This window comes from Pseudoalteromonas sp. NZS100 (assembly GCF_015864815.1).
Taxonomy (GTDB): Bacteria; Pseudomonadota; Gammaproteobacteria; order Enterobacterales; family Alteromonadaceae; genus Pseudoalteromonas; species Pseudoalteromonas distincta.
In genome coordinates this window covers 26,544-49,832 of record NZ_JADYWM010000010.1, presented here as the reverse complement: position 1 = coordinate 49,832, position 23,289 = coordinate 26,544, and the positions used below count along the sequence as shown (strand labels likewise).

Annotated in this window: 22 protein-coding genes; 14 read left to right on the top strand and 8 right to left on the bottom strand. The window is 40.3% G+C overall.

Translation table 11 applies throughout. The features are described 5' to 3' along the window. The first annotated feature begins 68 nt into the window (after positions 1-68). The gene (locus I6E69_RS11960) at positions 69-1,103 is read left to right on the top strand and encodes a phospholipase A (RefSeq protein WP_002958796.1); all 1,035 of its coding nucleotides are present in this window, start codon (positions 69-71) and stop codon (positions 1,101-1,103) included. Positions 1,104-1,175: 72 nt separating this feature from the next. Here the strand turns inward: I6E69_RS11960 and I6E69_RS11955 are convergent, their stop codons facing one another. Further along, the gene (locus I6E69_RS11955) at positions 1,176-2,069 is read right to left on the bottom strand and encodes a bifunctional GNAT family N-acetyltransferase/hotdog fold thioesterase (RefSeq protein WP_002961136.1); all 894 of its coding nucleotides are present in this window, start codon (positions 2,067-2,069) and stop codon (positions 1,176-1,178) included. A 246-nt stretch (positions 2,070-2,315) separates the two neighbouring features. Here I6E69_RS11955 and I6E69_RS11950 point away from each other — a divergent pair, with 246 nt between their 5' ends. Further along, positions 2,316-3,023, top strand: a complete 708-nt coding sequence (locus I6E69_RS11950; protein WP_197121323.1) for a spermidine synthase — start codon at positions 2,316-2,318, stop codon at positions 3,021-3,023. Here the strand turns inward: I6E69_RS11950 and dtd are convergent. Together dtd and I6E69_RS11940 are read right to left on the bottom strand one after the other, a co-directional pair. Then, on the bottom strand, positions 3,020-3,457 hold the full coding sequence (gene dtd / locus I6E69_RS11945; RefSeq protein WP_197121322.1) for a D-aminoacyl-tRNA deacylase: 438 nt from the start codon (positions 3,455-3,457) through the stop codon (positions 3,020-3,022). The genes I6E69_RS11950 and dtd overlap by 4 nt on opposite strands. Beyond that, positions 3,458-4,363: a virulence factor BrkB family protein gene (locus I6E69_RS11940; protein ID WP_002961130.1), complete on the bottom strand. Its 906-nt coding sequence runs from the start codon at positions 4,361-4,363 to the stop codon at positions 3,458-3,460. A gap of 87 nt (positions 4,364-4,450) precedes the next feature. On the opposite strand from I6E69_RS11940, the gene I6E69_RS11935 reads away from it, so the two are divergent. The 3 genes from I6E69_RS11935 (at position 4,451) to I6E69_RS11925 (ending at position 7,054) form a co-directional block, all read left to right on the top strand. Continuing rightward, a complete protein-coding gene (locus I6E69_RS11935; protein WP_039488632.1) occupies positions 4,451-5,107 on the top strand; it encodes a DUF2959 domain-containing protein in 657 nt (218 codons plus the stop codon). A 74-nt stretch (positions 5,108-5,181) separates the two neighbouring features. Further along, positions 5,182-6,258 carry an MBL fold metallo-hydrolase gene (locus I6E69_RS11930; RefSeq protein WP_197121321.1) on the top strand — a complete coding sequence of 359 codons (1,077 nt, stop codon included), beginning with the start codon at positions 5,182-5,184 and terminating at the stop codon, positions 6,256-6,258. Positions 6,259-6,325: 67 nt separating this feature from the next. Next, positions 6,326-7,054, top strand: a complete 729-nt coding sequence (locus I6E69_RS11925; RefSeq protein ID WP_197121320.1) for a CBM9 family sugar-binding protein — start codon at positions 6,326-6,328, stop codon at positions 7,052-7,054. A gap of 368 nt (positions 7,055-7,422) precedes the next feature. Here the strand turns inward: I6E69_RS11925 and typA are convergent, their stop codons facing one another. Further along, positions 7,423-9,246 carry a translational GTPase TypA gene (gene typA / locus I6E69_RS11920; RefSeq protein ID WP_002961123.1) on the bottom strand — a complete coding sequence of 608 codons (1,824 nt, stop codon included), beginning with the start codon at positions 9,244-9,246 and terminating at the stop codon, positions 7,423-7,425. 507 nt (positions 9,247-9,753) lie between these two features. On the opposite strand from typA, the gene glnA reads away from it, so the two are divergent. The 5 genes from glnA (at position 9,754) to I6E69_RS11895 (ending at position 14,836) form a co-directional block, all read left to right on the top strand. Beyond that, complete coding sequence (gene glnA, locus I6E69_RS11915) at positions 9,754-11,160, top strand: glutamate--ammonia ligase (protein ID WP_002961121.1); 1,407 nt, start codon at positions 9,754-9,756, stop codon at positions 11,158-11,160. A 113-nt stretch (positions 11,161-11,273) separates the two neighbouring features. Continuing rightward, positions 11,274-11,795: a DUF4124 domain-containing protein gene (locus tag I6E69_RS11910; RefSeq protein WP_138489940.1), complete on the top strand. Its 522-nt coding sequence runs from the start codon at positions 11,274-11,276 to the stop codon at positions 11,793-11,795. A gap of 82 nt (positions 11,796-11,877) precedes the next feature. Further along, positions 11,878-12,948 (top strand): nitrogen regulation protein NR(II), encoded by a 1,071-nt coding sequence (glnL, locus tag I6E69_RS11905; RefSeq protein WP_002961118.1) that lies wholly within the window; start codon positions 11,878-11,880, stop codon positions 12,946-12,948. A 14-nt stretch (positions 12,949-12,962) separates the two neighbouring features. Then, a complete protein-coding gene (ntrC, locus tag I6E69_RS11900) occupies positions 12,963-14,348 on the top strand; it encodes a nitrogen regulation protein NR(I) (protein ID WP_002961117.1) in 1,386 nt (461 codons plus the stop codon). Positions 14,349-14,377: 29 nt separating this feature from the next. Then, a complete protein-coding gene (locus tag I6E69_RS11895) occupies positions 14,378-14,836 on the top strand; it encodes a cyclic nucleotide-binding domain-containing protein (RefSeq protein ID WP_182674046.1) in 459 nt (152 codons plus the stop codon). A 145-nt stretch (positions 14,837-14,981) separates the two neighbouring features. Here I6E69_RS11895 and I6E69_RS11890 read toward each other — a convergent pair whose 3' ends face one another. Further along, a complete protein-coding gene (locus tag I6E69_RS11890; RefSeq protein ID WP_033021452.1) occupies positions 14,982-15,269 on the bottom strand; it encodes a hypothetical protein in 288 nt (95 codons plus the stop codon). A 245-nt stretch (positions 15,270-15,514) separates the two neighbouring features. On the opposite strand from I6E69_RS11890, the gene I6E69_RS11885 reads away from it, so the two are divergent. The 4 genes from I6E69_RS11885 (at position 15,515) to I6E69_RS11870 (ending at position 20,082) form a co-directional block, all read left to right on the top strand. Continuing rightward, positions 15,515-15,898, top strand: a complete 384-nt coding sequence (locus I6E69_RS11885) for an RNA-binding S4 domain-containing protein (RefSeq protein ID WP_002961114.1) — start codon at positions 15,515-15,517, stop codon at positions 15,896-15,898. Between the two features lie 101 nt (positions 15,899-15,999). After that, positions 16,000-16,428, top strand: a complete 429-nt coding sequence (locus I6E69_RS11880; protein WP_197121319.1) for a hypothetical protein — start codon at positions 16,000-16,002, stop codon at positions 16,426-16,428. 205 nt (positions 16,429-16,633) lie between these two features. Further along, entirely contained in the window at positions 16,634-19,378 is a 2,745-nt protein-coding gene (acnA, locus tag I6E69_RS11875; RefSeq protein WP_197121318.1) for an aconitate hydratase AcnA, read from the top strand. 449 nt (positions 19,379-19,827) lie between these two features. Then, the gene (locus tag I6E69_RS11870) at positions 19,828-20,082 is read left to right on the top strand and encodes a hypothetical protein (protein WP_197121317.1); all 255 of its coding nucleotides are present in this window, start codon (positions 19,828-19,830) and stop codon (positions 20,080-20,082) included. Here the strand turns inward: I6E69_RS11870 and I6E69_RS11865 are convergent, their stop codons facing one another. The 3 genes from I6E69_RS11865 to cysI form a co-directional block, all read right to left on the bottom strand. Beyond that, positions 20,083-20,631, bottom strand: coding sequence for a DUF4124 domain-containing protein (locus I6E69_RS11865; protein WP_197121316.1), 549 nt, complete (start codon positions 20,629-20,631; stop codon positions 20,083-20,085). Positions 20,632-20,776: 145 nt separating this feature from the next. After that, complete coding sequence (locus tag I6E69_RS11860) at positions 20,777-21,517, bottom strand: phosphoadenylyl-sulfate reductase (protein ID WP_197121315.1); 741 nt, start codon at positions 21,515-21,517, stop codon at positions 20,777-20,779. A 43-nt stretch (positions 21,518-21,560) separates the two neighbouring features. After that, positions 21,561-23,258, bottom strand: a complete 1,698-nt coding sequence (gene cysI / locus I6E69_RS11855; RefSeq protein ID WP_197121314.1) for an assimilatory sulfite reductase (NADPH) hemoprotein subunit — start codon at positions 23,256-23,258, stop codon at positions 21,561-21,563. Between the last annotated feature and the right edge of the window lie 31 nt (positions 23,259-23,289).

The following is a 23,289-nucleotide window of genomic DNA, read 5'->3' as shown; positions in this document are numbered from 1 at the left end:
TTACATATGTAAAAAGACGTTATAATTAAATTAACGCATACAACAACCCAAACTCACAAGGAATTACAATGAGCTGGCGCCACTGGATAACTCTTTCTGCTTTAATTAGTACCGCTACCTTCGCACAAGAAGAAGTTGCTACAAACGAGCAAGATAACGACATCGAGCTTGTAAAACAGTGTATTTTAAATGAGGTAATTGGCGGGGATGGTAAACAGACATTAGATGATCTTCGTAAAAAGTGTTCAGCTCTTGAAGAAAATAAACAACTTACCGCGCTTGATAAACGCCAAGCTCGTGAAGAAGTAGGTAAAAAAAATAGAAATGTAATTACGCCACATAAGCGTAACTATATTTTACCGCTTTCGTACGTATCACACCCAAACGATCGCCCTTTTGATGGTTTTGATGCACTAACAGATGATAACGACGGCGAACCGCTCGACAACCTAGAAGCCAAATATCAGCTATCGATAAAAGTGCCTCTTTACGATGATTTTTCGGATAAAGACCAAGCCATATTTTTTGGCTTTACACTGCAATCATATTGGCAAATTTATAACTCAGAAATTTCGTCTCCATTTCGTGAAACAAACTACGAACCAGAGATATTTTGGATAAATTACCTCGACCCAGAAAACGTATTATGGGGCGACGAAATGGCAATCGCATTAGGTATTTCGCATCAATCAAATGGTCGAAGCCAACCAAATTCACGTTCGTGGAACCGTATTTATGCAGACTTTATTTGGGAAAATAGAGGCTTTGTTTTTAGCTTTAAACCTTGGTATCGCATAGCTGAGGACGAAAAAGAAGATATTTTAGAAGCCAATGGCGACGACAACCCAGACATATACAAATACATGGGTTACTTTGAATTTAGCGGCGCGTATCGTTTTCATGACCATGAATTTAGCTTTATGACACGTAACAATTTAAATTCAGATAATCGTGGTGCAATTCAACTCGACTGGTCGTTTCCTTTATGGGGTCGCGTTCGTGGTTATGCACAATACTTTAACGGTTATGGCGAAAGCTTAATTGATTACAATGCGGATGTAGAACGTATTGGTGTCGGTATATTATTAACCGATCTGCTGTGATACTTCCCTAAGTTTTACGCACAAAAAAGCCAAGCATTGCTTGGCTTTTTTGTGTTTAGAGCAGCTAAACAGTTATTTTTTTACTACAAACTGCCCTTCAAATTCTGCAACCACGTTATCACCATCGTAAATAGTTACTGGCACGACGTAACTTGCTTTACCGTCGGTTTCTAAATCGCTTAACTTGCCCTTACAGGTTTGTATATCAACACAACCACGTGGGTCGGTAGTAAGCGGTTTTAAGTACTTAATGTTAGCATCGGCTAATACAATATTACCTTCAAGCCCAGCTTCTTTAAGTGCTAAGTACGTAGCGCCCCAACCTGTTAGCGTGGCCAAGCTATAAATAGAACCTGCAAACATAGTGTTATGTAGGTTTAAGTTAGCGTCTAGGTCGGCGCTGGTTGTAAATTGCCAATCGGTATAGCTTTCTACCTTAATCCCCATCGCGTCACTAATTGGAATAGACTCACGCCACGTATTTTGTAGTACTTGCGTCCAATTAGGGTGACGAAACCAACCTGGCTCAGACGGTTTTTGCTTTACCATTTTAAAGTGTTGTACATCGCCATACGCTAAGTGCGCTTTTTCTTTTAATTCGTAACCGTGGCGTTTGTAAAACTCAAGCGCTCGTTCGCGTGCAAACAATACAAGCTCACCTGCGTTTTGAACCCATGCTATTTTTTCAAGCTCATGAAGCAAACGACTACCAATATGCTGATTACGGTTACCCTCTGCAACTGCCATGTAGCGCACTTGTGCTTGCTCATGATTGTTAAAGTGCAAACGTGCTACACCTAGTACTTCGCCTTCTTTATTTTTTATAAAGCGGTGCTCAGAGTCTTGTTCCATATCGTCTTGTTCAGAGCCACGTGGCTCGCCCCAAGGCGCGCGTAATACCTGCCAACGCAATTGGTAATACGCTTGCCAATCTTCGCTACTTTGTGGGGTGCTTACCTGAAACATACATACTCCTGTTGTTATATAAGCCGTAAATAAAAGTCAAAAAAGGCTACGGCGCTATACTAATAGTATTGATTATCTACCAAACTAAAAAGCTTAAATAATTAAGTCCGTTGGTATTATTTATGGCAAATACCATACTCCATCTTAAAAAAACTGCAAATACGACTTTGGTGATGGCTGTAAAATAACGTAAAAAATAATGGCAAAGGCCATTGCGCTTTAACGTTGCTAGTTTATGCTGAGAATATGACTGAAAAAATCAATTATATAAATTCACTGACGGGTTTGCTGGGCGATCAATTTATTGAAAATAGCCACAGCGTTGGTCAGTTAATCTATTGGCATAAATACAGTGGCGATCACATTCAAGTACGTGAGCACGAGCAGTTACGCTGGTTACTTATTAACGACACTCTTCAGTCTGTTATTGATTTAAATAACCCGGATTTATTACTTTTTCCGCATTTATTATGCCTAGGTAAGCATTGGCAGGCTCTTAAGCCGCCACAAAAAGTGTTAGAACTCGGCCTCGGCGGCGGAGCAATTCGTAATTATTTACAACACAAATACCCTAAAGCACAAATAACATCGGTTGAAAAAAACGCCGATATTATTGATTGCTATACCCAATTTTTTTCGTCAAATAAAAATGAGCAACTGCTTTGCGCCGATGCGCAACAGATTTTAAAAAGTGCGAAAAATATTGATTGGATTATTTTAGATTTGTTTAGCCAGATAGATGCACCTCGATTTTTATTTGAAGAGGCATTTTATAAAAAAATTTACTCGGCTTTAAATAACAATGGTGTGCTATTTATTAACTTTTTATCGCAGCATGAGTCGCAATTAAAACAACTTCAACAGCTATTACTCGATGTATTTGGTTGTAACATTAGCCCGCAAAAAATTACGGGCTATGTAAATCATATTGTCGTGGTTACTAAAAAAGTTTAAACAGATAAGTTAAACGTCACGGGCCCATCGTTACACAAGCTTACTTGCATATCGGCACCAAACTCACCGGTGGCTATTGTAAGCCCCAACTCTTTAGCTTGAGCAACAAAGTACTCGTAAAGCTCATTAGCTTGGCTTGGCGTTGCCGCAGATGAAAAGCTAGGGCGCATACCCTTTTTAGTATTAGCCGCTAGCGTAAATTGCGAAACCACCAGTAACTCACCTTTAATATCTTTAAGGCTTAAGTTCATTTTGTCGTTTTCGTCAGTAAAAATACGATAATTACTTACCTTGTGTAAAAGCTTATCGGCCGTTTGCGTATCGTCGTGCTTTTCAACGCCCAGCAACAACAATATACCTTGGCTAATTTCACCTACTACTTGGTTGTTAATTTCTACTTTGGCATGCTTTACGCGTTGTATTAAACCTTGCATTTAAACTGTGTCCTTTACTGCTGGTTCATCATCTTCTAGTTCAAGTTCTGGTGTTTCTGGAATATCATTTGGGCTAATACACGCAGTAAATTCAGCGCCAAGCAAAACAACGACCCACGACAAATACACCCATACAAACAAAATAGGAATGGTTGCTACTGCGCCGTAAATAACTTCGTACGAAGGAAAATGGCTAATATAAAGTGCAAACCCTTTTTTAGTCAGCTCAAATAAAAGTGCCGCAAAAAAAGCGCCAGGTATTGCCGCTCTGAACGATACACGCGTATTAGGCACTAAGGTGTAGAGCATAATAAAGCCCACCATCGAAATCCCATACGGCAATAACTTTAACAAAAACCCGCTAAACCCAGGAATACCCTGATCAGCAAACGATACCAAAGATACAATATAAGAGGTAACACCAATACTCGCTCCGAGTAATACAGGCCCTAAGCTCAAAACCATCCAGTACACAGCAAATGAGATCATCATTGGGCGTTTTTTCTTAATTCGCCAAATTCGATTTAGTGTGGCATCTACATTACGTATTAACAGCAAGGCTATTGCAGCTAAAAAGCCAATACCTACCGCCGTCATTTGATTAGCGTTACCGGCAAAGGAGCTAATGTGCTCTCTAATAACATCGGTAGAGGTAGGGACAAAGTTGGTAAACAAAAAGCTCTCAATTTCCATGCGAGTAGATTCAAAGCCCGGAAAAGCTGAAAATATAGCAACACCCACCGCAATTAATGGCACTAAAGAAAGAAGGGTTACGTAAGCAAGGTAACCTGCATTAACCGTTATTTGATCGTCTATACAACGATTAAAATACTGCATCCACCAACCAGGCTGCTGGCGTATAAAGGACTTAACTTGCTGTTTGTAATGTGAGAGCTTATCATTCATACAATTGACTTGTGCTTATATAGTTTTGATTATAATAACAATCAGCGCCATAATTTACAGCACTAACGCTCGTAAACAGGAATTCAAATGAAAAAACAAACATTACTCAGTGTTTCAATGCTTGTAGTAACACTTACTTTAACTGGCTGCCAATCAGCTTATTATTCTGCGATGGAAAAAGTGGGTGTTCACAAACGCGATATTCTAATTGACCGCGTAGAAGAAACCAAAGACTCGCAGCAAGAGTCACAAGAAGAATTTAAATCGGCACTAGAGCGCTTAACGACTCTAATCGATTTTAATGGTGGCGAATTACAAGACACTTACAATCAATTAAACGACGATTACGAGTCGAGCTTAAAAGCCGCTAACGAAGTGTCAACTAACATCAATAAAGTAGAAGACGTGGCAGAAGCTCTGTTTGATGAGTGGAGCGATGAGCTAGAGCAATACAAAAGCGCGTCACTTAAGCGTGAAAGCAGCAAAAAGCTAACCGCGACTAAGCGTCAATTTGATCAGCTATTACGCTCAATGCGCAGCGCAGAGAGTAAAATGGAGCCAGTATTAACCTCGCTTCATGATAACGTTTTATACTTAAAGCATAACTTAAATGCACAAGCGGTATCGGCTATTAAAGGTGAATTCACTAACCTTAAGCGCGATATTCAATTGTTGATGAACGACATGAACAAATCGATTGCCGATTCAAACAAATTTATTGAACAAATGAATAGCGCTGGCTAATCATTTGTTACTTTAACAAGCCTGCATAATTGCAGGCTTTTTTATGTTAAAGGGAATACTAAAAGGGATTTACAATGAAACGCTTTTTAATCGCAGCAATGCTCTTATGTATACTAACTGCCTGCGGTGCACCTAATAATATTAATCGTATTACCAGCTCTGACTCAGTTGTTATTAATGATAAGAACGGTCGTTATAAAAATTTATACACAGGTGAAAAAACATATCCCACTACCTGTACTGAAAACTGCTACCCAGCTCACCCAGACTTACTATGCAAAACCGGCAGCGAAAACTGCCAGTACCAAGGCCTGCAAACTAAACCACAACTTAGCACTGGCTATACCGTACGCTGGCTTGGTCACGCTAGTTTTGTTATTAACACTCCAAATGCTCAAAGTGTGCTGTTTGATCCGGTAAAAAATCAGTTTGATTCTCCAGTCGCACTTGGCTTTAAACTCGGCGGTGGTATTTATCGTAAAGCAGGCGCTTGGCCTAGTGAGCAAGAACTGGAAAATATTGATGCGGTAATGTATTCGCATATTCATTACGATCATTTTAATAAAGCCGACATACAAAGCATTGGCAATAAACCTCGCTATTTAACACCACTCGGGATGGCCGACAACTTCCCTACCGGCGGTTTTAACATTAGCGAAATGCCGTGGTACTCAACAACCAACATTGACGACTTAGTTATTAGCGCCGTGCCAGCTCATCATTTTAGCGCTCGCGTATTAGTGCCCTTTATTTACGAAGATAACAATAAAGACTTATGGAATGGCTGGCTGCTTGAACAAAACGGTAGCACCTTATTTTTTGCAGGCGATACAGGCTACTCAAAACACTTTAAAGACATACAGCAAAAATATGGCGATATAGATGTATGCTTAATCCCAATCGCTTCTTACTACAGTAAAGAAAGTGGTAAATTTTATCGTTACGTTCACACCACACCAGAAGACGCGCTCAACGCAGCACAAGAGCTTAATTGTAAAGTAATGATACCGTGGGGATACGGTAACTCAAGTTGGAAAATGGGCGACCACAGCGGTCATTCAGCCTTACTTCGCTTATTGCATATGTACAATAAAATGGATTCAAAAGTGCCGCTGTATATTTTAAACGAAGGCGAAAGTATTTCACTGTAACTATTTACTTAGCTGTTTTAAGATTGTTATTACATTAAGACAAATCGACAATAAAATTGAGAGATTAATGAAGAAATTAGCACTCGCCTTAAGCTTTTTGTTAAGCACACCAGCAATGGCTATTGATGTTGAACATACATCAACTCCAATTACTATTGATGGCGTATCAGAAAGCGCATGGGATAAAGCCGCTTGGCACGACATGCCTTATCTAATGGATGGCACACTGCCATCAAACGATGCCGACTTTAAAGGGCGTTATCGTTTATTGTGGGATCAAAACTATTTATACCTACAAGCCAATATTGTGGATGATGTTTTAATAGATACACACGCAGATCCAACCTATAAATATTGGGATGACGATGCGCTTGAAGTATTTATTGATAGCGATGCATCGGGCGGTAATCATCAATTTAATCACACCGCATTGGCGTACCATATTGGCCTTGATAACCAAGCTGCCGATTACGGACCTGATAAAAAAGCTCATTTGTACACCGACCACCTAGTTAGTAACTGGAAGCGCAATACCACCGCGCCTTTTAACATTACCTGGGAAGTAGCAATAAAACTCTACCCTAATGATTATAAAGAAGGTGCTAAAAACACCCCACTTACACTTAGCGAAAAGCAAGTAATCGGCTTTATGCTAGCGTATTGCGATAACGATGGCAGTGACGTGCGCGAGCACTTTATGGGCTCACACGAAGTACAACCAGTAAATGGCGACAGAAACCGTGGTTTTATAGATGCCGACGTATTTGGCAAAATAACCCTACTCCCTAAAAAGTAAGTAGCTACCAATAAAATAATTGAACACGTATGTTGGGTTGAGCGAAGCTAAACCCAACGAAAAAATACCCCACAAAAAAACACTGATACTTCGCATTATCAGCTGTTTCCGCTCTCTCTTTCTCTTCTCATTCCCTTCTCCTTGTGCAAAAGATCTTTAAGTAAATTATTCACAAAGAGGTTAAGAGGCGCTGCGCTTTTAGAGGTAGATATATTATGGAAATTTCATCTCAAAACAGTAGTCATATAATTTTGAACTAAATACTTTCAACTAACAACTATAGCTAACAGCTCTTATTTTCATCCACAAAAAAGCCGCTGTATTTTGCAATACAGCGGCTTTTAAAGTCATTATTCTAAATTAATAGATTATGACTTAGGTGCACGACCCGCACGTTTACGTTCGTTTTCTGTAAGGTGTTTCTTACGGATACGAATGTTTAGTGGAGTAACTTCAACTAGCTCGTCATCATCGATGAACTCAAGCGCTTGCTCAAGTGAGTAGTTAAGGTGTGGAGAAAGCGTTTGCGCTTCATCAGTACCAGATGCACGTACGTTAGTTAACTGCTTGCCTTTAAGGGCGTTAACTGTAAGGTCGTTATCACGGTTATGAATACCGATAACCATACCTTCGTATACTTCAACACCGTGACCGATGAATAAACGGCCGCGCTCTTGTAAGTTGAATAATGCGTTAGTAAGTGCTTTACCAGTTGCGTTGGCAATCATTACGCCGTTCTTACGAACACCGATAGCACCACCTTTATGAGGACCATAATGATCGAACGTATGGTACATAAGACCAGAACCCGAAGTAAGCGTCATGAAATCAGTTTGGAAACCAATTAAACCACGGCTTGGGATCATGAAGTCTAAACGCATACGGCCTTTGCCATCTGGAGTCATGTTAGTAAGTTCACCTTTACGTAGGCCAACTTGTTCCATAACAGAACCTTGATGCTCTTCTTGACAGTCAATAGTCACTGTTTCAAACGGTTCTTCTAGAACGCCATCTACTGTACGTAAGATAACTTCTGGACGAGAAACTGAAAGCTCGTAACCTTCACGACGCATGTTTTCGATTAAGATACCTAGGTGTAATTCACCACGACCAGAAACACGGAAGCTATCTGGGCTAGCAGTATCTTCAACGCGAAGTGCTACGTTGTGTACTAATTCTTTGTCTAAACGCTCACGGATATTACGTGACGTTACAAACTTACCTTCTTTACCACAGAAAGGTGAGTTATTTACAGAGAATGTCATTGTTACAGTTGGCTCATCAACACTTAGTGGTGGTAATGCTTCAACGTTTCCTGGGAAACAAACTGTGTCAGAAATCTTAAGCTCACCAATACCTGTTACAGTTACGATGTTACCAGCGTAAGCTCTATCAGTTTCGATACGCTCAAGACCTAGGTAGCTTTGTACTGCACCAATTTTACCATTACGTGTAGTGCCATCAGCACTGATAATAGTAACTTGTTGGTTAGGAGCAACAGAACCACGTTTAATACGACCAATACCAACTACACCAACATAAGAGTTGTAATCTAGTTGAGAAATTTGCATTTGGAAGTCACCTTCAGGATCTGCATCCGGTGGTGATACTTCTTCAACGATCATCTTGAACATAGGTTCCATGTTGTCTGATGGTTCGTCTAAATCTAGTGTTGCCCAACCGTTGATTGCTGAAGCGTAGATTACTTTAAAGTCTAACTGTTCGTCAGTCGCGCCAAGGTTGTCGAATAAATCAAAGATTTGATCCATAACCCAATCTGGACGAGCGCCTGGCTTATCAATTTTATTGATAACGACGATTGGCTTTAAGCCTTGCGCGAATGCTTTTTGCGTAACGAAACGCGTTTGCGGCATTGGACCTTCTTGAGCATCAACAAGTAATAATACTGAGTCAGCCATCGAAAGTACGCGTTCAACTTCACCACCGAAATCGGCGTGTCCCGGGGTATCTACGATATTGATATGGTAGTCATTCCAAGAAATGGCTGTGTTTTTAGCCAAAATGGTAATACCACGTTCTTTCTCAATGTCGTTTGAGTCCATCACGCGCTCTTCGTTACCGCCGCGTGTTTCTAATGTACCTGATTGCTCAAGTAGTTTGTCAACCAGTGTTGTTTTACCATGGTCAACGTGCGCGATAATCGCTATATTTCTTAACTGTTCGATGCTCATATATTTACTCAGAGAAATTAAATTCTCATTGATCCTGCAAGATCTACGCACTCATCCACGCTTTCGCGAGATGTCCCAGCATAGGATTTAAAAGGGCGCATATTATCCCTCATTAATGACATGGATGAAAGTTTATCCAATATAAATTTCAAAACTTTCTCAATACTTTTACTAAGTATCTGTTTTATATATGACAATTATATGAATTAAATTTCAAATTTTTTTTGAAAAACAGCCTTTTTGGCTATTTTGCTGATCTTTTTGGTACTCTTTTGCATTTAGGTTATGCTATTTCCGAGCGATTAAATTAGCAGCAAATTGTGCCCTGTAAATTTTGCACCAAAAAGGAAAATTTACGCACCAATATAGTGCGTTTGTACATTCCATTTTGATGCAACGATATTTTTTTAATTTATAAACAGCTAGTTATAAAAATGGCACAAAATCAGCTTAGTAAATCCCAAAGCAATTATGCAGCAATAACAAAACCCAATAGTTGGAGGACACATGTCACAATCGGTTTTAGATTTTATTAAAGAAAATGACGTTAAGTTCATTGATTTACGCTTTACTGACACTAAGGGTAAAGAACAACATGTATCTATTCCTCATCACCAAGTTGATGAAGACTTTTTTGAAGACGGTAAAATGTTTGACGGTTCTTCAATTGCAGGCTGGAAAGGCATAAACGAATCAGACATGGTATTAATGCCAGTTGCTGAATCAATCAAACTAGACCCTTTCACTGAAGAATCAACATTAATCGTACGTTGTGACGTAGTAGAGCCTTCAACGCTTCAAGGTTATGAGCGCGACCCGCGTTCTGTTGCTAAGCGTGCTGAAGATTACATGCGCTCTACAGGTATTGCAGATACAGTTTTATTTGGCCCTGAGCCAGAGTTTTTCGTATTTGACGACGTTAAATACAAATCAGATATGTCTGGTTCTATGTACAAAATTGATTCTAAGCAAGCTGCTTGGAACTCAGATAAAGAATATGCAGATGGCAACACAGGTCACCGTCCAGGTATTAAAGGCGGTTACTTCCCAGTTGCTCCTGTTGATGACTTCCAAGATTGGCGTTCAGCTACGTGTCTAGTTCTAGAAGAAATGGGCCAAGTAGTAGAAGCACATCACCACGAAGTTGCAACAGCAGGTCAAAACGAGATTGCTACTCGCTTTAATACAATGGTATTAAAAGCGGATGAAATCCAAGAAATGAAATATGTTATCCATAACATGGCTCACTTATACGGTAAAACAGCAACGTTTATGCCTAAGCCTGTTGTTGGTGATAACGGTTCTGGTATGCATTGTCACCAGTCACTTGCTAAAGATGGTGTAAACCTTTTTGCTGGTGATAAGTACGGCGGCCTTTCTGAAGATGCGCTTTACTACATTGGCGGTATCATCAAGCATGCTAAAGCAATTAACGCTTTTGCAAATGCCTCTACTAACTCGTACAAACGTTTAGTACCAGGTTTTGAAGCACCAGTTATGCTTGCATACTCTGCACGTAACCGTTCTGCATCAATCCGTATCCCAGTGGTTCCATCTGAAAAAGGTCGTCGTATTGAAGTACGCTTCCCAGATCCAACAGCTAACCCATACCTTGCTTTCTCAGCAATGCTTATGGCTGGCCTTGATGGTATCAAAAACAAGATCCACCCTGGCGATGCTATGGATAAAGATTTATACGACTTACCAGCTGAAGAAGCAGCAGAAATCCCAACTGTTGCAGCATCACTTGACGAAGCACTATCTGCACTTAGCGCAGACCGTGAATTCTTAACTCAAGGTGGTGTATTCACTGATGACTTAATCGATGCTTACATCGAACTTAAATCTAAAGAAGTTGAAAAGCTTAACATGACAACTCACCCAGTTGAGTTTGAAATGTACTACAGCTGTTAATTTAGCTGTATAAAATATGTGTGTTCTCAAGCCCGCTTTGCGGGCTTTTTTAATGGTAAAATTAATCAATCTCCACTAAAGTTAAGTTACCGACAAAAATGCAGGGCTGCAGAGTGAACAACAAGATTTTATTACTATTAATTGCTTTAGGATTAAGCAATTATGGTTACGCTGGTGAAACAAAGATATACGCTTGGAAAGATAAAAATGGCGTATTAGTGTTCTCTGACACCCCTCATAAAGGTGCTAAAGAGGTAAAGCTTACCAGCCAAGATCTTAATATGCCTGCAACAAATACTGACATTTTTGACGAGCAACCCCAGCCTCAACAAGCGGGCTTTAGTATTGCCATTTCCTCACCTGATCATAACCAGACTATTCGTGAAAATACCGGCACTGTTTATGTTACTAGCCGAATAAAACCGCGCTTTGAAACTGGTTTTACTATACAACTTTTTATTGATGGCAAAGCACATGGCCCAGCCAGTGACAGTTCAACCTTTGCAATAAGAGATGTAGAACGTGGTGAGCACACACTACAATTAAAGCTTTTTAATAGTAAAAACCAAGTTATTGCTATAAGTGAGCCCTGCATATTTTTTATGCACCGAAAAGGGCTAAACCTAAGTAACTAAATTGGGGCATTACTAAACGTGCAGCAGTGTATTTTACTATATAACTTGCTTGTAAATATCAACGCACTAAAATGGTGCAGCTATGATTAATAATAAAAACTTTAGCCCTGAGCTACTCGATGCTATTTGGCAAAATCAAACAACCGCTATCATGTTGCTTGATAAAAACTTTACCGTTGTCTATGCCAATACCAGTACTAGCGAACTGCTTGGCCTTGGTAACAAGCGCCTATTAGATCAGCCTTTCGACAGTCTTTTTAATTACCATTCAATCGATTTGCAGCGTATAGAACAATACTCATTAGTTGAAGGTGTAGATTGCCAGCAGCACAGAGCTGACGTGGTTTTTAGCGATTCTCGCCATGCAAAAGTAGCCGTAAGTACACGACAAATTAAGTTTGATGGCTCACTTTATATTTTATTTGAGTGGCGCCAAACTGATGACGAAATTAAGCACGACCAAGCGTCTAATCAAATGCATCAATACCAAGCAGCCCGAAATCTAATTAGAGGCTTAGCTCACGAAATTAAAAATCCTTTAGGTGGAATTCGCGGAGCGGCGCAGTTATTGCAGTATGAGGTTGATCAACAAGAAAGAGACCAATGTGCTGAACTTATCATTGAGCAAGCTGACCGATTACGCGAATTAGTAGATAGGCTTTTAGGGCCAAATCAGCTTCCGCAAAAATCGTATGGCAATATACATCAATCACTTGAATCAGTTGCACGACTAAGTACGTTAGATAATTGTTCTAACATTAGCTTGGTTAAAGATTACGACCCAAGCATTCCTGATGTATACATTGATCAAGGCAAAATTCAGCAAGTAGTATTAAACATTGTTCGAAATGCTCAGCAGGCGCTTGTAGATGGCGGTGAAATAACAATAAAAACCCGCATTAATCATCAACATCGTCGCCCAGGTAAAGCACCTAAAAAAGCCTTGTTGATCCAAATATCTGATAACGGACCAGGTATTGATCCCAGTGTACGTGAAACACTGTTCTACCCTATGATCACCAATAAAGAAGATGGCTCAGGGTTAGGACTCTCAATAGCGCAAACGCTGATAGATCAACATGATGGCTATATAGAATGTGATAGCTGGCCTGGACATACTGAATTTAATATCTATCTGCCCTTTGCAGATTAATGTTTGGAGTTTGCATGAAAACAGTTTGGCTTGTAGATGATGATGCTTCTATTCGATTTGTACTTGAAAAAGCACTAACCCGTGCAGGGTTTAACGCAGAAAGCTTTGCTAATGCGCAAGATGTATTAAGCGCATTAAAGTTTAGTCAACCTACTGTTTTAGTTTCGGACGTACGAATGCCTGGTATGGATGGCATGGCGTTGCTTGAGCTTATAGCAGAGCAAAACCCTGGGCTGCCGGTTATTATAATGACAGCCCACTCTGATTTGGACTCTGCAGTTAATGCATTCCAAAAAGGTGCTTTTGAATACCTAGCTAAGCCGTTTGATTTAAACGAAGCAGTGGCGCTAGTCGAGAGCGCATGCAGAGCAAACTCCACTAAAAAAACTAAGCGAAAGCAAGCTCCACCAAAAAGTGCCCACATTATTGGTGAAGCACCCGCTATGCAAGAAGTGTTTAGAGCGATAGGTAAACTATCGGCCTCAAGCATGAGCGTATTAATAAATGGTGAATCTGGCACAGGTAAAGAACTTGTCGCCAGCGCCCTGCACAATCATAGTCCACGTAAAGAAAATCAATTTATTGCACTTAACATGGCGGCCATTCCAAAAGAGCTTGTTGAGTCAGAGTTATTTGGCCACGAAAAAGGCGCGTTTACGGGCGCCGATAGCGTACGTAAAGGCCGCTTTGAGCAAGCCAATGGCGGTACACTATTTTTAGATGAAATTGGTGATATGCCACTTGATGTGCAAACACGTTTATTACGCGTTCTTGCCGATGGTGAGTTTTATCGCGTTGGTGGCCATCAAAGTATAAAAGTGGACGTACGCATTATTGCAGCTACGCACCAAAACCTTGAAGATTTAGTTAAACAAGGCAAGTTTAGGGATGATTTATTTCATCGTCTTAATGTTGTGCGCCTACGTTTACCTGCACTTCGAGAGCGTACTGAAGATATAGAAAGCTTATCGCAACACTTTTTACATAAAAGCGCTAAAGAGCTACAAGTAGAAAGCAAAGTGCTGAGCCCTAAAGCTACTGAGCAACTACGTTTATTTAACTGGCCAGGTAATGTACGCCAATTAGAAAACACGTGTCGCTGGCTAACAGTTATGGCACCGGGTGAGCTTGTAAGCGAGCAAGACTTACCGCCGGAGATTCTGGATGCTTCACCAACCCAAGAAGAAGGTGATTGGTTAGATGCGTTTCAACAATGGCTTAATCAAGAGCTAAAAAAAGGCAAAGAAAATATTTGGCCTGACATTCAAGCTCAACTAGAAACTCGCTTAATAAAAACAGCCCTCGCTAATTGCTCTGGTCATAAGCAAGATGCTGCTATAAAAATTGGTTGGGGACGCAACACGTTGACCCGAAAATTAAAAGAGCGCAATATTAGCTGATTAAACGCTTTTAACACATTTGGTTATTGATGAAGCTAATCGAACATATTCCATTATTCAAACAAATGGAAATTATAAACAGGCTGCACTTTTTTAAAGAATTTACGCTCAGCGAGCGCCAAGTCTTATTGGAGTCGTTCGGCCTGTTATATTTAGTAAGTCAGCATCAATTTTTATTTAAGCAATACGATAACGACAAGCGCTTGTACATTGTACTTAGCGGCGCATTATTAGTATTTAAGCATAACCATTTGCTAGAACTTGGCACTATAGAGCCCGGTGAATTTATAGGTGAAGGTGCCTTTATAAATAACCGAGAGCGCAGTACCAGTGCTCGCGCTAAAACCGACACCATAGTACTTGCCATTACCCCTGAAGCACTCACCCGCTTACCTAATGTTATCCGCGAAAAAATTAAAGACCGAATTATTGAAGGTATGAGCCTGCGTATTGCAAAACTTAGCGAGCATATAGAAATCCACGGTTAGAGACTGTTTATATCCCCAAGTTGATTCTAGCTGCTACCTTTGAGTTGCACTCAACGTTTATGTATAAATATACGCAGTCGGTTACTGACACGTACTTAATAAAATGGCTAAGCACACTAAAACTATATTTTTGATAAATAGCAAATCAGCTAATTTGGCTATCTAACCAAGCATCAACACTTTTGCGAGTATATAAAACTTCTTTAAACAAACGATGACGTTCAAATTCAAGTTTTGTTTTTCTCGTGGCATCACCACTAACTAAACGGCTATGGGTATCATTGAATTTTGAAATTACAGAAAAACCGCGCTCATCTTGATCAGCTTGCTTTTTTACAGAATTAGCAAGGTGCTCTCTAACATCGTCAGCAGTTAACATACCTGAATTATCTAATCCCATTAGCTCTTTTTTCATTGCTAATCTTACGCCCATTTCCTACTCCATTTAATGAAAAATATTTATTCCGCCAAAGTTTTAGCAATTAGCAGGCCATACGTAAAATTAACTGCTGCAAAGATTACTCTTCAATTGCTTCAGTTTTTTTAAAGACAGATAAAATACATAAAAACTTTCGTCGTTATTTCCCTATTACAATTAGCTAAAGTTACTTGCTTTGGTGCAAAAGTAGCTGCAAGCCTTTATACTACAGCTTGTGCGTTACCCCACCGAGAGCAAATATGAACGAAGAATACATAGAAATAGAATTAGAAGAAGAGCCGATTGAGCTCTGTAAATTATTAAAAGTACTAAACTTAGTTGAAGGTGGCGGCCAAGCTAAAAACCTAATTACTGAAGGCTATGTGGGTGTTAACCATGAAATTTGTACAATTAAACGGAAAAAATTATACAGTGGTGATGTACTAGAGTTTGATGGTGAATTTTTTAAACTCTCACTAAGTGAAGATGCAATCCCTGCAGAAAAACCTGCGGTACAAACTCAAGCAGAGTCAAAGCAAGCTGCACCACAACCAACAAATCAACCAGCTAAAAGTAAGCGTAAGCGAACTAAAAAACCAAAAGTAGATGATAAAACAGGTCGTCGTCCTATTTCATTTGGTTAAGCATTTAAAAGCACTCTTTTTATATAAAAAGGCCAACTTGTATAGTTGGCCTTTTTACTCTTTAATAACCTCGTTAATAATAATAAAAACAAGGTTATAAAATGTCTGTAAACACACCTAAAAATTGGTTTAAACCCGTTGTATGGGCGGCACTCGTATGGAACTTACTTGGCGTTATTGCATTTGCTATGCACATGATGATGACACCCGAAATGATAGGTAAACTTCCGTTAGATCAACAAGCTGCCTACTCTGACATCCCTCTTTGGTCAACCATTGCATTTGCTGTAGCTGTATTTGGAAGCACTTTGGGTTGTCTGTTTTTACTTGCTAAAAACGCGCTGGCAACACCTATTTTTGCGCTATCGCTCGGCGCTATTTTAATTCAGCAATATTATAATTTTGTGGTCATAAATAGTATTGAGCTACTTGGCGCAAGTGCGGTATTTATGCCTATTTTTGTAATCATTATTGCCATCGCTTTACTTTGCTTGAGTATTAAAGGTAAGCAACAAGGTTGGTTACAGTAATTAATAAGGGTCGAAATAACTTTTGACCCTATCTCTTCTTTTAAATCATCTCTTGAAATTAAATTTTTCAGCATCATCTCTACTATAATAACTGTATAAAATTCGTTCTCTAAACGCGATTTTTTACACTGGTATGTACTTTGCAACTCGAACACTACAGAGGTCACTCTTCAAAACATTTTTATAATTCATAAAGGGGCAAATAATGAATAATAGTTTCGATACCCAACATCAGCTCACAATAAATGGTGAGCAATATCATATTCATTCTCTAAAAGGACTTGGCGACAAAGCGAAACGACTGCCCTTTTCCTTAAAAGTACTACTTGAAAATCTTCTTCGTAACGAAGATGGCGTAAATATAAAAGAACAAGACATTCAAGCCCTCCTTAATTGGGATCCTCAAGCAAAGCCTGCATCTGAAGTTGCCTTTACTCCCGCCCGTGTTGTTATGCAAGATTTTACCGGCGTACCCGCTATTGTAGATTTAGCCGCGATGCGTGATGCAATGGAAAAGCTAGGTGGGGATCCTGCAAAAATAAACCCGTTATCGCCTGCTGAACTTGTGATTGACCATTCGGTACAAGTAGATGGCTACGGAAATGATGGTGCATTTGATTTAAATGCAAAACTTGAGTACGACCGAAATAAAGAACGTTATGAATTTTTACGTTGGGGACAAACCGCTTTTGATAATTTAAAAGTAGTGCCACCAGCAACCGGCATTGTTCACCAAGTAAACCTAGAATACTTAGCGCGCGTTGTTTTTAATGAAGAGCGCGACGGCAAAAAATTTGCTTACCCAGATACGCTTGTAGGGACTGACTCTCACACCACCATGATTAATGGCTTAGGTGTGCTTGGTTGGGGTGTAGGCGGCATTGAAGCTGAAGCAGCCATGCTTGGTCAGCCAATTAGCTTACTCATTCCACAAGTAGTAGGTATGAAGCTAAGCGGACGTTTACCTGAAGGTACTACCGCAACCGATTTAGTGTTAACAGTAACCGAAATACTGCGTAATCATGGCGTAGTGGGTAAATTTGTAGAATTTTATGGTGACGGCCTTGCCGACCTACCACTTGCCGATAGAGCAACCATAGCCAATATGGCACCAGAATACGGCGCTACGTGTGGTATTTTCCCAATTGATGATGAGACCATTAACTACCTTCGCTTAACAAACCGCGACGAAAAACACTTAAAAGTAATTGAAGATTACGCTAAGCATCAAGGCTTATGGCGTAACGATGGCGACGAAGCTAATTATACCGATACACTTGAGCTTAAATTAGATGACGTTGTACCAAGCCTTGCAGGCCCTAAACGCCCACAAGATAGAATTGCCTTAAACGAAGCTGGCAAAGTTATTGGCGATCATTTAAAAGGCTTCCAAGACGAACGTATGGCTCGTCGTGATAAAAGCGATGAAGAACAAGCTCGTATTGAGAGTGAAGGGCCGACAACAAATCCAGATGAGCCAGTTAACGAAGCGCAGTTTATGGGTGCCGCTAAGGTTAAATTTAAAGGCCAAGAGTTTGAGCTAAACGATGGCGCTTGTGTTATTGCCGCAATTACCAGCTGTACCAACACCTCTAATCCAAGTGTTATTTTAGCTGCTGGTTTGGTTGCTAAAAAAGCGAAACAGTTAGGCATTAATGTAAAACCTTGGGTTAAAACATCACTTGCTCCAGGCTCAAAAGTAGTTACCGACTACCTAGAAAAAGCAGGCCTGATGGATGACCTAGAAAGCCTAGGCTTTAACTTAGTTGGCTACGGCTGTACTACGTGTATTGGTAATTCAGGGCCACTTGCAAGTGAAATATCAGACGCGATTCAAAAACATAAATTAGTAGTGAGCTCTATTTTATCGGGTAACCGTAACTTTGAAGGGCGTATTCACCAAGATGTTAAAATGAACTTTTTAGCCTCTCCTCCGCTTGTTGTAGCTTATGCCATTGCAGGTAGAACCGATATTGACGTATACAACGAACCCCTTGCTCAAGATGCTAACGGTAACGATATTTACCTTAAAAACATTTGGCCAAGCGTTAAAGAAGTAAGTGACTTAGTTAAAGAAACCGTAACTAAAGAAATGTTTGAAAAAAGCTACGCTAACGTTTACGAAGGCGATAGCCGTTGGCAGCAAATTAAAATACCGGATGGCAAACTTTACGATTGGGATGATGCATCTACCTACATTAAAAAAGCACCCTTTTTTGATGGTATGAAAGTAGAACCACCGGGCATTCCTTCTATTGAAGGTGCACGTTGTTTAGCTAAACTTGGAGATTCAGTAACCACTGACCATATTTCTCCAGCGGGTGCTATTAAAGCAGAAGCGCCAGCAGGTTTATACTTGCAAGAGAAAGGTGTAGATAAAGCGCAATTTAACTCGTACGGCTCACGCCGTGGTAATCACGAAGTAATGATGCGTGGAACGTTCGCTAATGTGCGTCTTAAAAACTTACTAGCTCCTGGTACTGAAGGCGGAGTAACACGTACTCAGCCTGGCGATACGCTAGAGAGCATTTATGATGCAGCAATGGAGTATCAAAAAAATAATACTCCACTCATTATTTTAGCGGGCAAAGAATATGGCACGGGTTCATCTCGTGACTGGGCTGCTAAAGGCTCACTTCTATTAGGCGTTAAAGCCGTTGTAGCACAAAGCTACGAACGTATTCATCGCTCTAACTTAATTGGTATGGGTGTATTACCGCTGCAATTTAAAGAAGGTGAAAGCTACGAGTCACACGGGTTAACAGGGCAAGAACAATTTGATATTGATGGCCTGTACGATAAAACCGATGAAGTTACCGTTATTGCTACAAATGCCGAAGGTAAAAAAGTAACCTTGAGTGCAGACGTACGTATTGACACCCCTAAAGAGTGGGATTACTACAAACACGGCGGCATTTTACAATATGTACTGCGTAATATGCTCGACTAACAAAGACAGTAGTTAATACATCTAAAAGCCCAGCTTAGTAATAAGCTGGGCTTTTTTATATGTGCTGTTTGTTGTCTTAAATCAATGCTAAGCATTTAAAGCGTGCCTACACTAGGGCCTGTTGACCTTTCAGGATTAAAATTTGTTCAGCCTAGGGCTATTTAATCGCGGCGTGAGGTTTGTAACCTAGTGGGCTAAGTAAAAACCGAGCAAAGCTTCCGCGTCCTGCTCACGCCCCTTACCTACATCCATGTAGGCAACAAAGAGTAAATAGCCCCTAGGCAGAACCCTTCGGGCAGCGCATGTTTGGCATTTATTCCACGTTAACGCCTATTCATGGGGAATAACCACACTACATAGGCTCTGCCTTGCCTAAATACCAAACACACTGCTGCAAATTTAACCTCGAAAGATAAACAGGCCCTAGGGCTACTCTTAGTGAGGTAACTATGTCGCAAACAATGATAATTAGACTGCTTAAAACATCAATAGTGCTTGGGTTGTGCCTTATCGTGACTGGCCATACGTTAATTGTATCGAACTACTTTACTGTCGAGCATGGTATTAAAGGAATAATTATAGCGGCGGCATGCATTGCTGTAGGCGTGCTACTGTCGCTTCCCACTAAAATATATTTAACAGTATTATTGATGGAAGCCGAAAAACGTTATTTAAAAAACAATAAAAGCACTCACTCTAAATAATTAAAGTGCACTTAAATTATTAATTTCTTTATTACGTTTTTCTAGTTTGTCTTTTACATTTTCGGCGTCATTAAATAGCTTTTTAACCGAATCTGGGTTCAAAATACTGATCCCCTCTGGTGCAGCCGACATTGTGTTTGGAGTTGAAGAGGTATTTAAAATAGACGTGTCTTCTGCAGCAATAACAGTAATATCTTTAGGATCGAGTTTTACTTCAATACTTTTTGCATGTGGGTTAGGTGTATCAGAAAAGTGCCATTGGCCTGTTTCGTCTTGCCACTTATAAATTTTACCACTTGAGGTAGCATTTGCAGCAATTGGTTCATCAGAAATACTGCTCGCAATTTTATCGCCAGCTTGCTTAACACCCAGCACTGCTTGGTCCAAAGTATTGCTAGATAGCGCGACCATTTTTTCTTTAATTTGCCCAGATTCACTGCTAATTGATGATGCAGAAAGCCATGTTTGACCATCGGGCTTTTTTAAATAAAACAAAGAGATGACTGCAATAGCCATGATTGATATAGCTAAGTAGGTAAAGTATTTCATAGCGTTCCTGCTTTAATTAATCCTTTAATGTCTTGAGTCTAATAAAAAATACTTAATTAGGCAATTTTTTGTACCCGAATAAAAGAAAATAAAAACGCAGCCGAAGCTGCGTTTTTATTTGCGATTTAACTACACCGTAGTGACGTTAAATACCGTCACCATCCATGTGTAGTCCACACTCTCGATTTAAACCAAAAAAGCGAGTTTCTTCCTCTGTCATTCCTGGTTCTAACTTACGTGTTGTATGTACGTCACCCATCGACACATAACCTTGTTCCCATAATGGGTGGTAAGGTAAATCATGCTTAGTCAGGTACTGATACACGTCGCGGTTAGACCATTCAATAATCGGGTACACTTTAACGGTACCACGGCTTATTTCTACAAACTGTTTATCAGCACGTGTAGATGATTGATCGCGACGCAAACCACTAAACCACGTGCCCGCTTCTATCTCTTTAAGTGCGCGGGTCATCGGCTCAACTTTATTAAGCTGGTTATATTGCTTAATACCGTCCTCACCTTGCTCCCACAACTTGCCAAACTTAGCTTCTTGCCATGCTGGGCTTAGCTGCGCTCTATACACCTTTAAGTTAAGTGATAAACGCTCACTCATTTGCTCAATAAACTGATACGTTTCAGGAAATAAATAGCCTGTATCTGTTAATACAACGGGAATATCTGGACGTTGTGAGGTCATTAAATGCAGCATTACTGCCGCTTGAATACCAAAGCTAGATGATAAAAAAGCCGTATTAGGCAAGTTATCAAGCGCCCATGCAACACGCTGTTCTGCGCTCATATTCGCTAGCAAACCATTAGCATCAGTTAACATAGCCGCCTGGCTTTGTTTATCTAGCTGTAAAATGTTTTTAAATTCACTCATGGTAAATTCCAAACCTCACCAGCGCTTTGGCGCTGGTATTTAATTAAGCGTGAAAATCGGTTACTGATACTTTTACTTCAGCAACTATGCCTTTGCGTATAACAAAGTCACCAAAACACTCACCGTCATTGCGCTCTTTTGCCCATTGCCCAATGAGCTTATCGAATGCTTCTAGGTAAACGTCTTCGCCTACGTTCTCAAGGTACAATTTAGGAATACGTGTACCTTCTAAATTACCACCTAGGTAAACGTTGTACTTACCTGGCCCTTTACCCACTAAACCAGCTTCTGCAAGCATTGCGCGGCCACAACCGTTAGGGCAACCTACAACGCGCATAATAATGCTGTCATCTGGTATACCGTGCTTAGCAAGTAATGCTTCAGTTTTTTCTACTAGGCTTGGTAAGTAACGCTCTGCTTCGGCCATTGCAAGTGGGCACGTTGGCAGTGAAACACACGCCATAGAGTTTTTACGCTGCTGCGAATCTTTGTCGTCAATCAGGCCATGGCTACGTGCAATCTCTTCAATCACGGCTTTTTGATCTGCAGGTACGCCAGCAATAATTAGGTTTTGGTTTGCCGTCATACGCATGTCACCTTGGTGAACTTCTGCGATTTTACGACAACCTGTTTTAAGCGGCTTGCCTGGGTAGTCTAAAATACGACCACTTTGAATAAATAGCGTTAAGTGGTGCTTACCATCAATGCCTTCAACCCAACCAATACGATCGCCACGATGAGTAAACTCAAATGGGCGGCTTGGTGCAAATGTAACGCCTGAGCGTTTTTCTACTTCTGCTTTAAATACATCAACGCCAACACGGTCTAATGTGTATTTAGTTTTTGCATTTTTACGGTTTGAACGATTACCCCAATCGCGCTGCACAGATACAACATGCTCTGCAATTTTTAAGGTATCTTCTAGCGTAATAAAGCCAAAGTCATCGGCTTTGCGCGGATAAGTTGCTGTATCGCCATGCGTCATGGCAAGGCCACCGCCCACTAATACGTTAAAACCAACTAGCTTGCCGTTATCAGCAATTGCCACAAAGTTTAAATCGTTAGCGTGCACATCAACTTCGTTGTTAGGTGGAATAGTCACCGTTGTTTTAAACTTACGCGGTAAGTAGTTAGATCCTAAAATTGGCTCTTCTGTGGTTTCTGCTTTTTCGCCATTTAGCCAAATTTCAGCATACGCTTTCGTTTTTGGTAATAAATGTTCAGAAATTTTTGCAGCCCAGTCGTAAGCTTCTTGGTGTAACTCAGACTCAACAGGGTTAGTAGTACAAAGCACGTTACGGTTAACGTCACCAGCGGTTGCAATAGAGTCAATACCTACGCTATCAAGCATTTGGTGCATGCCTTTAATATTAGGCTTTAATACACCATGAAACTGAAACGTTTGACGCGTTGTTAAACGAATGCTGCCGTAGCTTGTTTTGTCATCTGCAAACTTGTCGATTGCTAACCACTGCTCTGGCTTAATAATACCGCCAGGCATACGTGCACGTAACATTACATTATGTAGCGGCTCTAGCTTTTGCTTAGCGCGCTCACCACGTATATCGCGGTCATCTTGTTGGTACATGCCATGAAAACGTATTAACTGAAAGTTATCGGCAGTAAAACCACCGGTAATTTCGTCTTTTAAATCTTGCTCTATGGTGCCACGTAAAAAGTTGCTTTCTCTTTTCAAACGTTCGTTATCAGAAAGTTTTACGTTTTTATCTTGTTCGCTCATTTTAAATCCTAAATTTGTTACAGTGACGGCT

What these genes read in the sequence shown, in the direction of transcription:
- I6E69_RS11955 (WP_002961136.1), bottom strand. Translation starts at nt 2,069, where the DNA reads ATGTTTCAGGTAAGCACCCCACAAAGTAGCGAAGATTGGCAAGCGTAT.
- I6E69_RS11895 (WP_182674046.1), top strand. Translation starts at nt 14,378, where the DNA reads ATGAAGCTAATCGAACATATTCCATTATTCAAACAAATGGAAATTATA.
- I6E69_RS11880 (WP_197121319.1), top strand. Translation starts at nt 16,000, where the DNA reads ATGTCTGTAAACACACCTAAAAATTGGTTTAAACCCGTTGTATGGGCG.
- I6E69_RS11890 (WP_033021452.1), bottom strand. Translation starts at nt 15,269, where the DNA reads ATGGGCGTAAGATTAGCAATGAAAAAAGAGCTAATGGGATTAGATAAT.
- acnA (WP_197121318.1), top strand. Translation starts at nt 16,634, where the DNA reads ATGAATAATAGTTTCGATACCCAACATCAGCTCACAATAAATGGTGAG.
- ntrC (WP_002961117.1), top strand. Translation starts at nt 12,963, where the DNA reads ATGAAAACAGTTTGGCTTGTAGATGATGATGCTTCTATTCGATTTGTA.
- I6E69_RS11950 (WP_197121323.1), top strand. Translation starts at nt 2,316, where the DNA reads ATGACTGAAAAAATCAATTATATAAATTCACTGACGGGTTTGCTGGGC.
- glnA (WP_002961121.1), top strand. Translation starts at nt 9,754, where the DNA reads ATGTCACAATCGGTTTTAGATTTTATTAAAGAAAATGACGTTAAGTTC.
- I6E69_RS11885 (WP_002961114.1), top strand. Translation starts at nt 15,515, where the DNA reads ATGAACGAAGAATACATAGAAATAGAATTAGAAGAAGAGCCGATTGAG.
- I6E69_RS11860 (WP_197121315.1), bottom strand. Translation starts at nt 21,517, where the DNA reads ATGAGTGAATTTAAAAACATTTTACAGCTAGATAAACAAAGCCAGGCG.
- I6E69_RS11935 (WP_039488632.1), top strand. Translation starts at nt 4,451, where the DNA reads ATGAAAAAACAAACATTACTCAGTGTTTCAATGCTTGTAGTAACACTT.
- I6E69_RS11930 (WP_197121321.1), top strand. Translation starts at nt 5,182, where the DNA reads ATGAAACGCTTTTTAATCGCAGCAATGCTCTTATGTATACTAACTGCC.
- I6E69_RS11940 (WP_002961130.1), bottom strand. Translation starts at nt 4,363, where the DNA reads ATGAATGATAAGCTCTCACATTACAAACAGCAAGTTAAGTCCTTTATA.
- cysI (WP_197121314.1), bottom strand. Translation starts at nt 23,258, where the DNA reads ATGAGCGAACAAGATAAAAACGTAAAACTTTCTGATAACGAACGTTTG.
- I6E69_RS11925 (WP_197121320.1), top strand. Translation starts at nt 6,326, where the DNA reads ATGAAGAAATTAGCACTCGCCTTAAGCTTTTTGTTAAGCACACCAGCA.
- I6E69_RS11870 (WP_197121317.1), top strand. Translation starts at nt 19,828, where the DNA reads ATGTCGCAAACAATGATAATTAGACTGCTTAAAACATCAATAGTGCTT.
- I6E69_RS11865 (WP_197121316.1), bottom strand. Translation starts at nt 20,631, where the DNA reads ATGAAATACTTTACCTACTTAGCTATATCAATCATGGCTATTGCAGTC.
- glnL (WP_002961118.1), top strand. Translation starts at nt 11,878, where the DNA reads ATGATTAATAATAAAAACTTTAGCCCTGAGCTACTCGATGCTATTTGG.
- typA (WP_002961123.1), bottom strand. Translation starts at nt 9,246, where the DNA reads ATGAGCATCGAACAGTTAAGAAATATAGCGATTATCGCGCACGTTGAC.
- I6E69_RS11960 (WP_002958796.1), top strand. Translation starts at nt 69, where the DNA reads ATGAGCTGGCGCCACTGGATAACTCTTTCTGCTTTAATTAGTACCGCT.
- dtd (WP_197121322.1), bottom strand. Translation starts at nt 3,457, where the DNA reads ATGCAAGGTTTAATACAACGCGTAAAGCATGCCAAAGTAGAAATTAAC.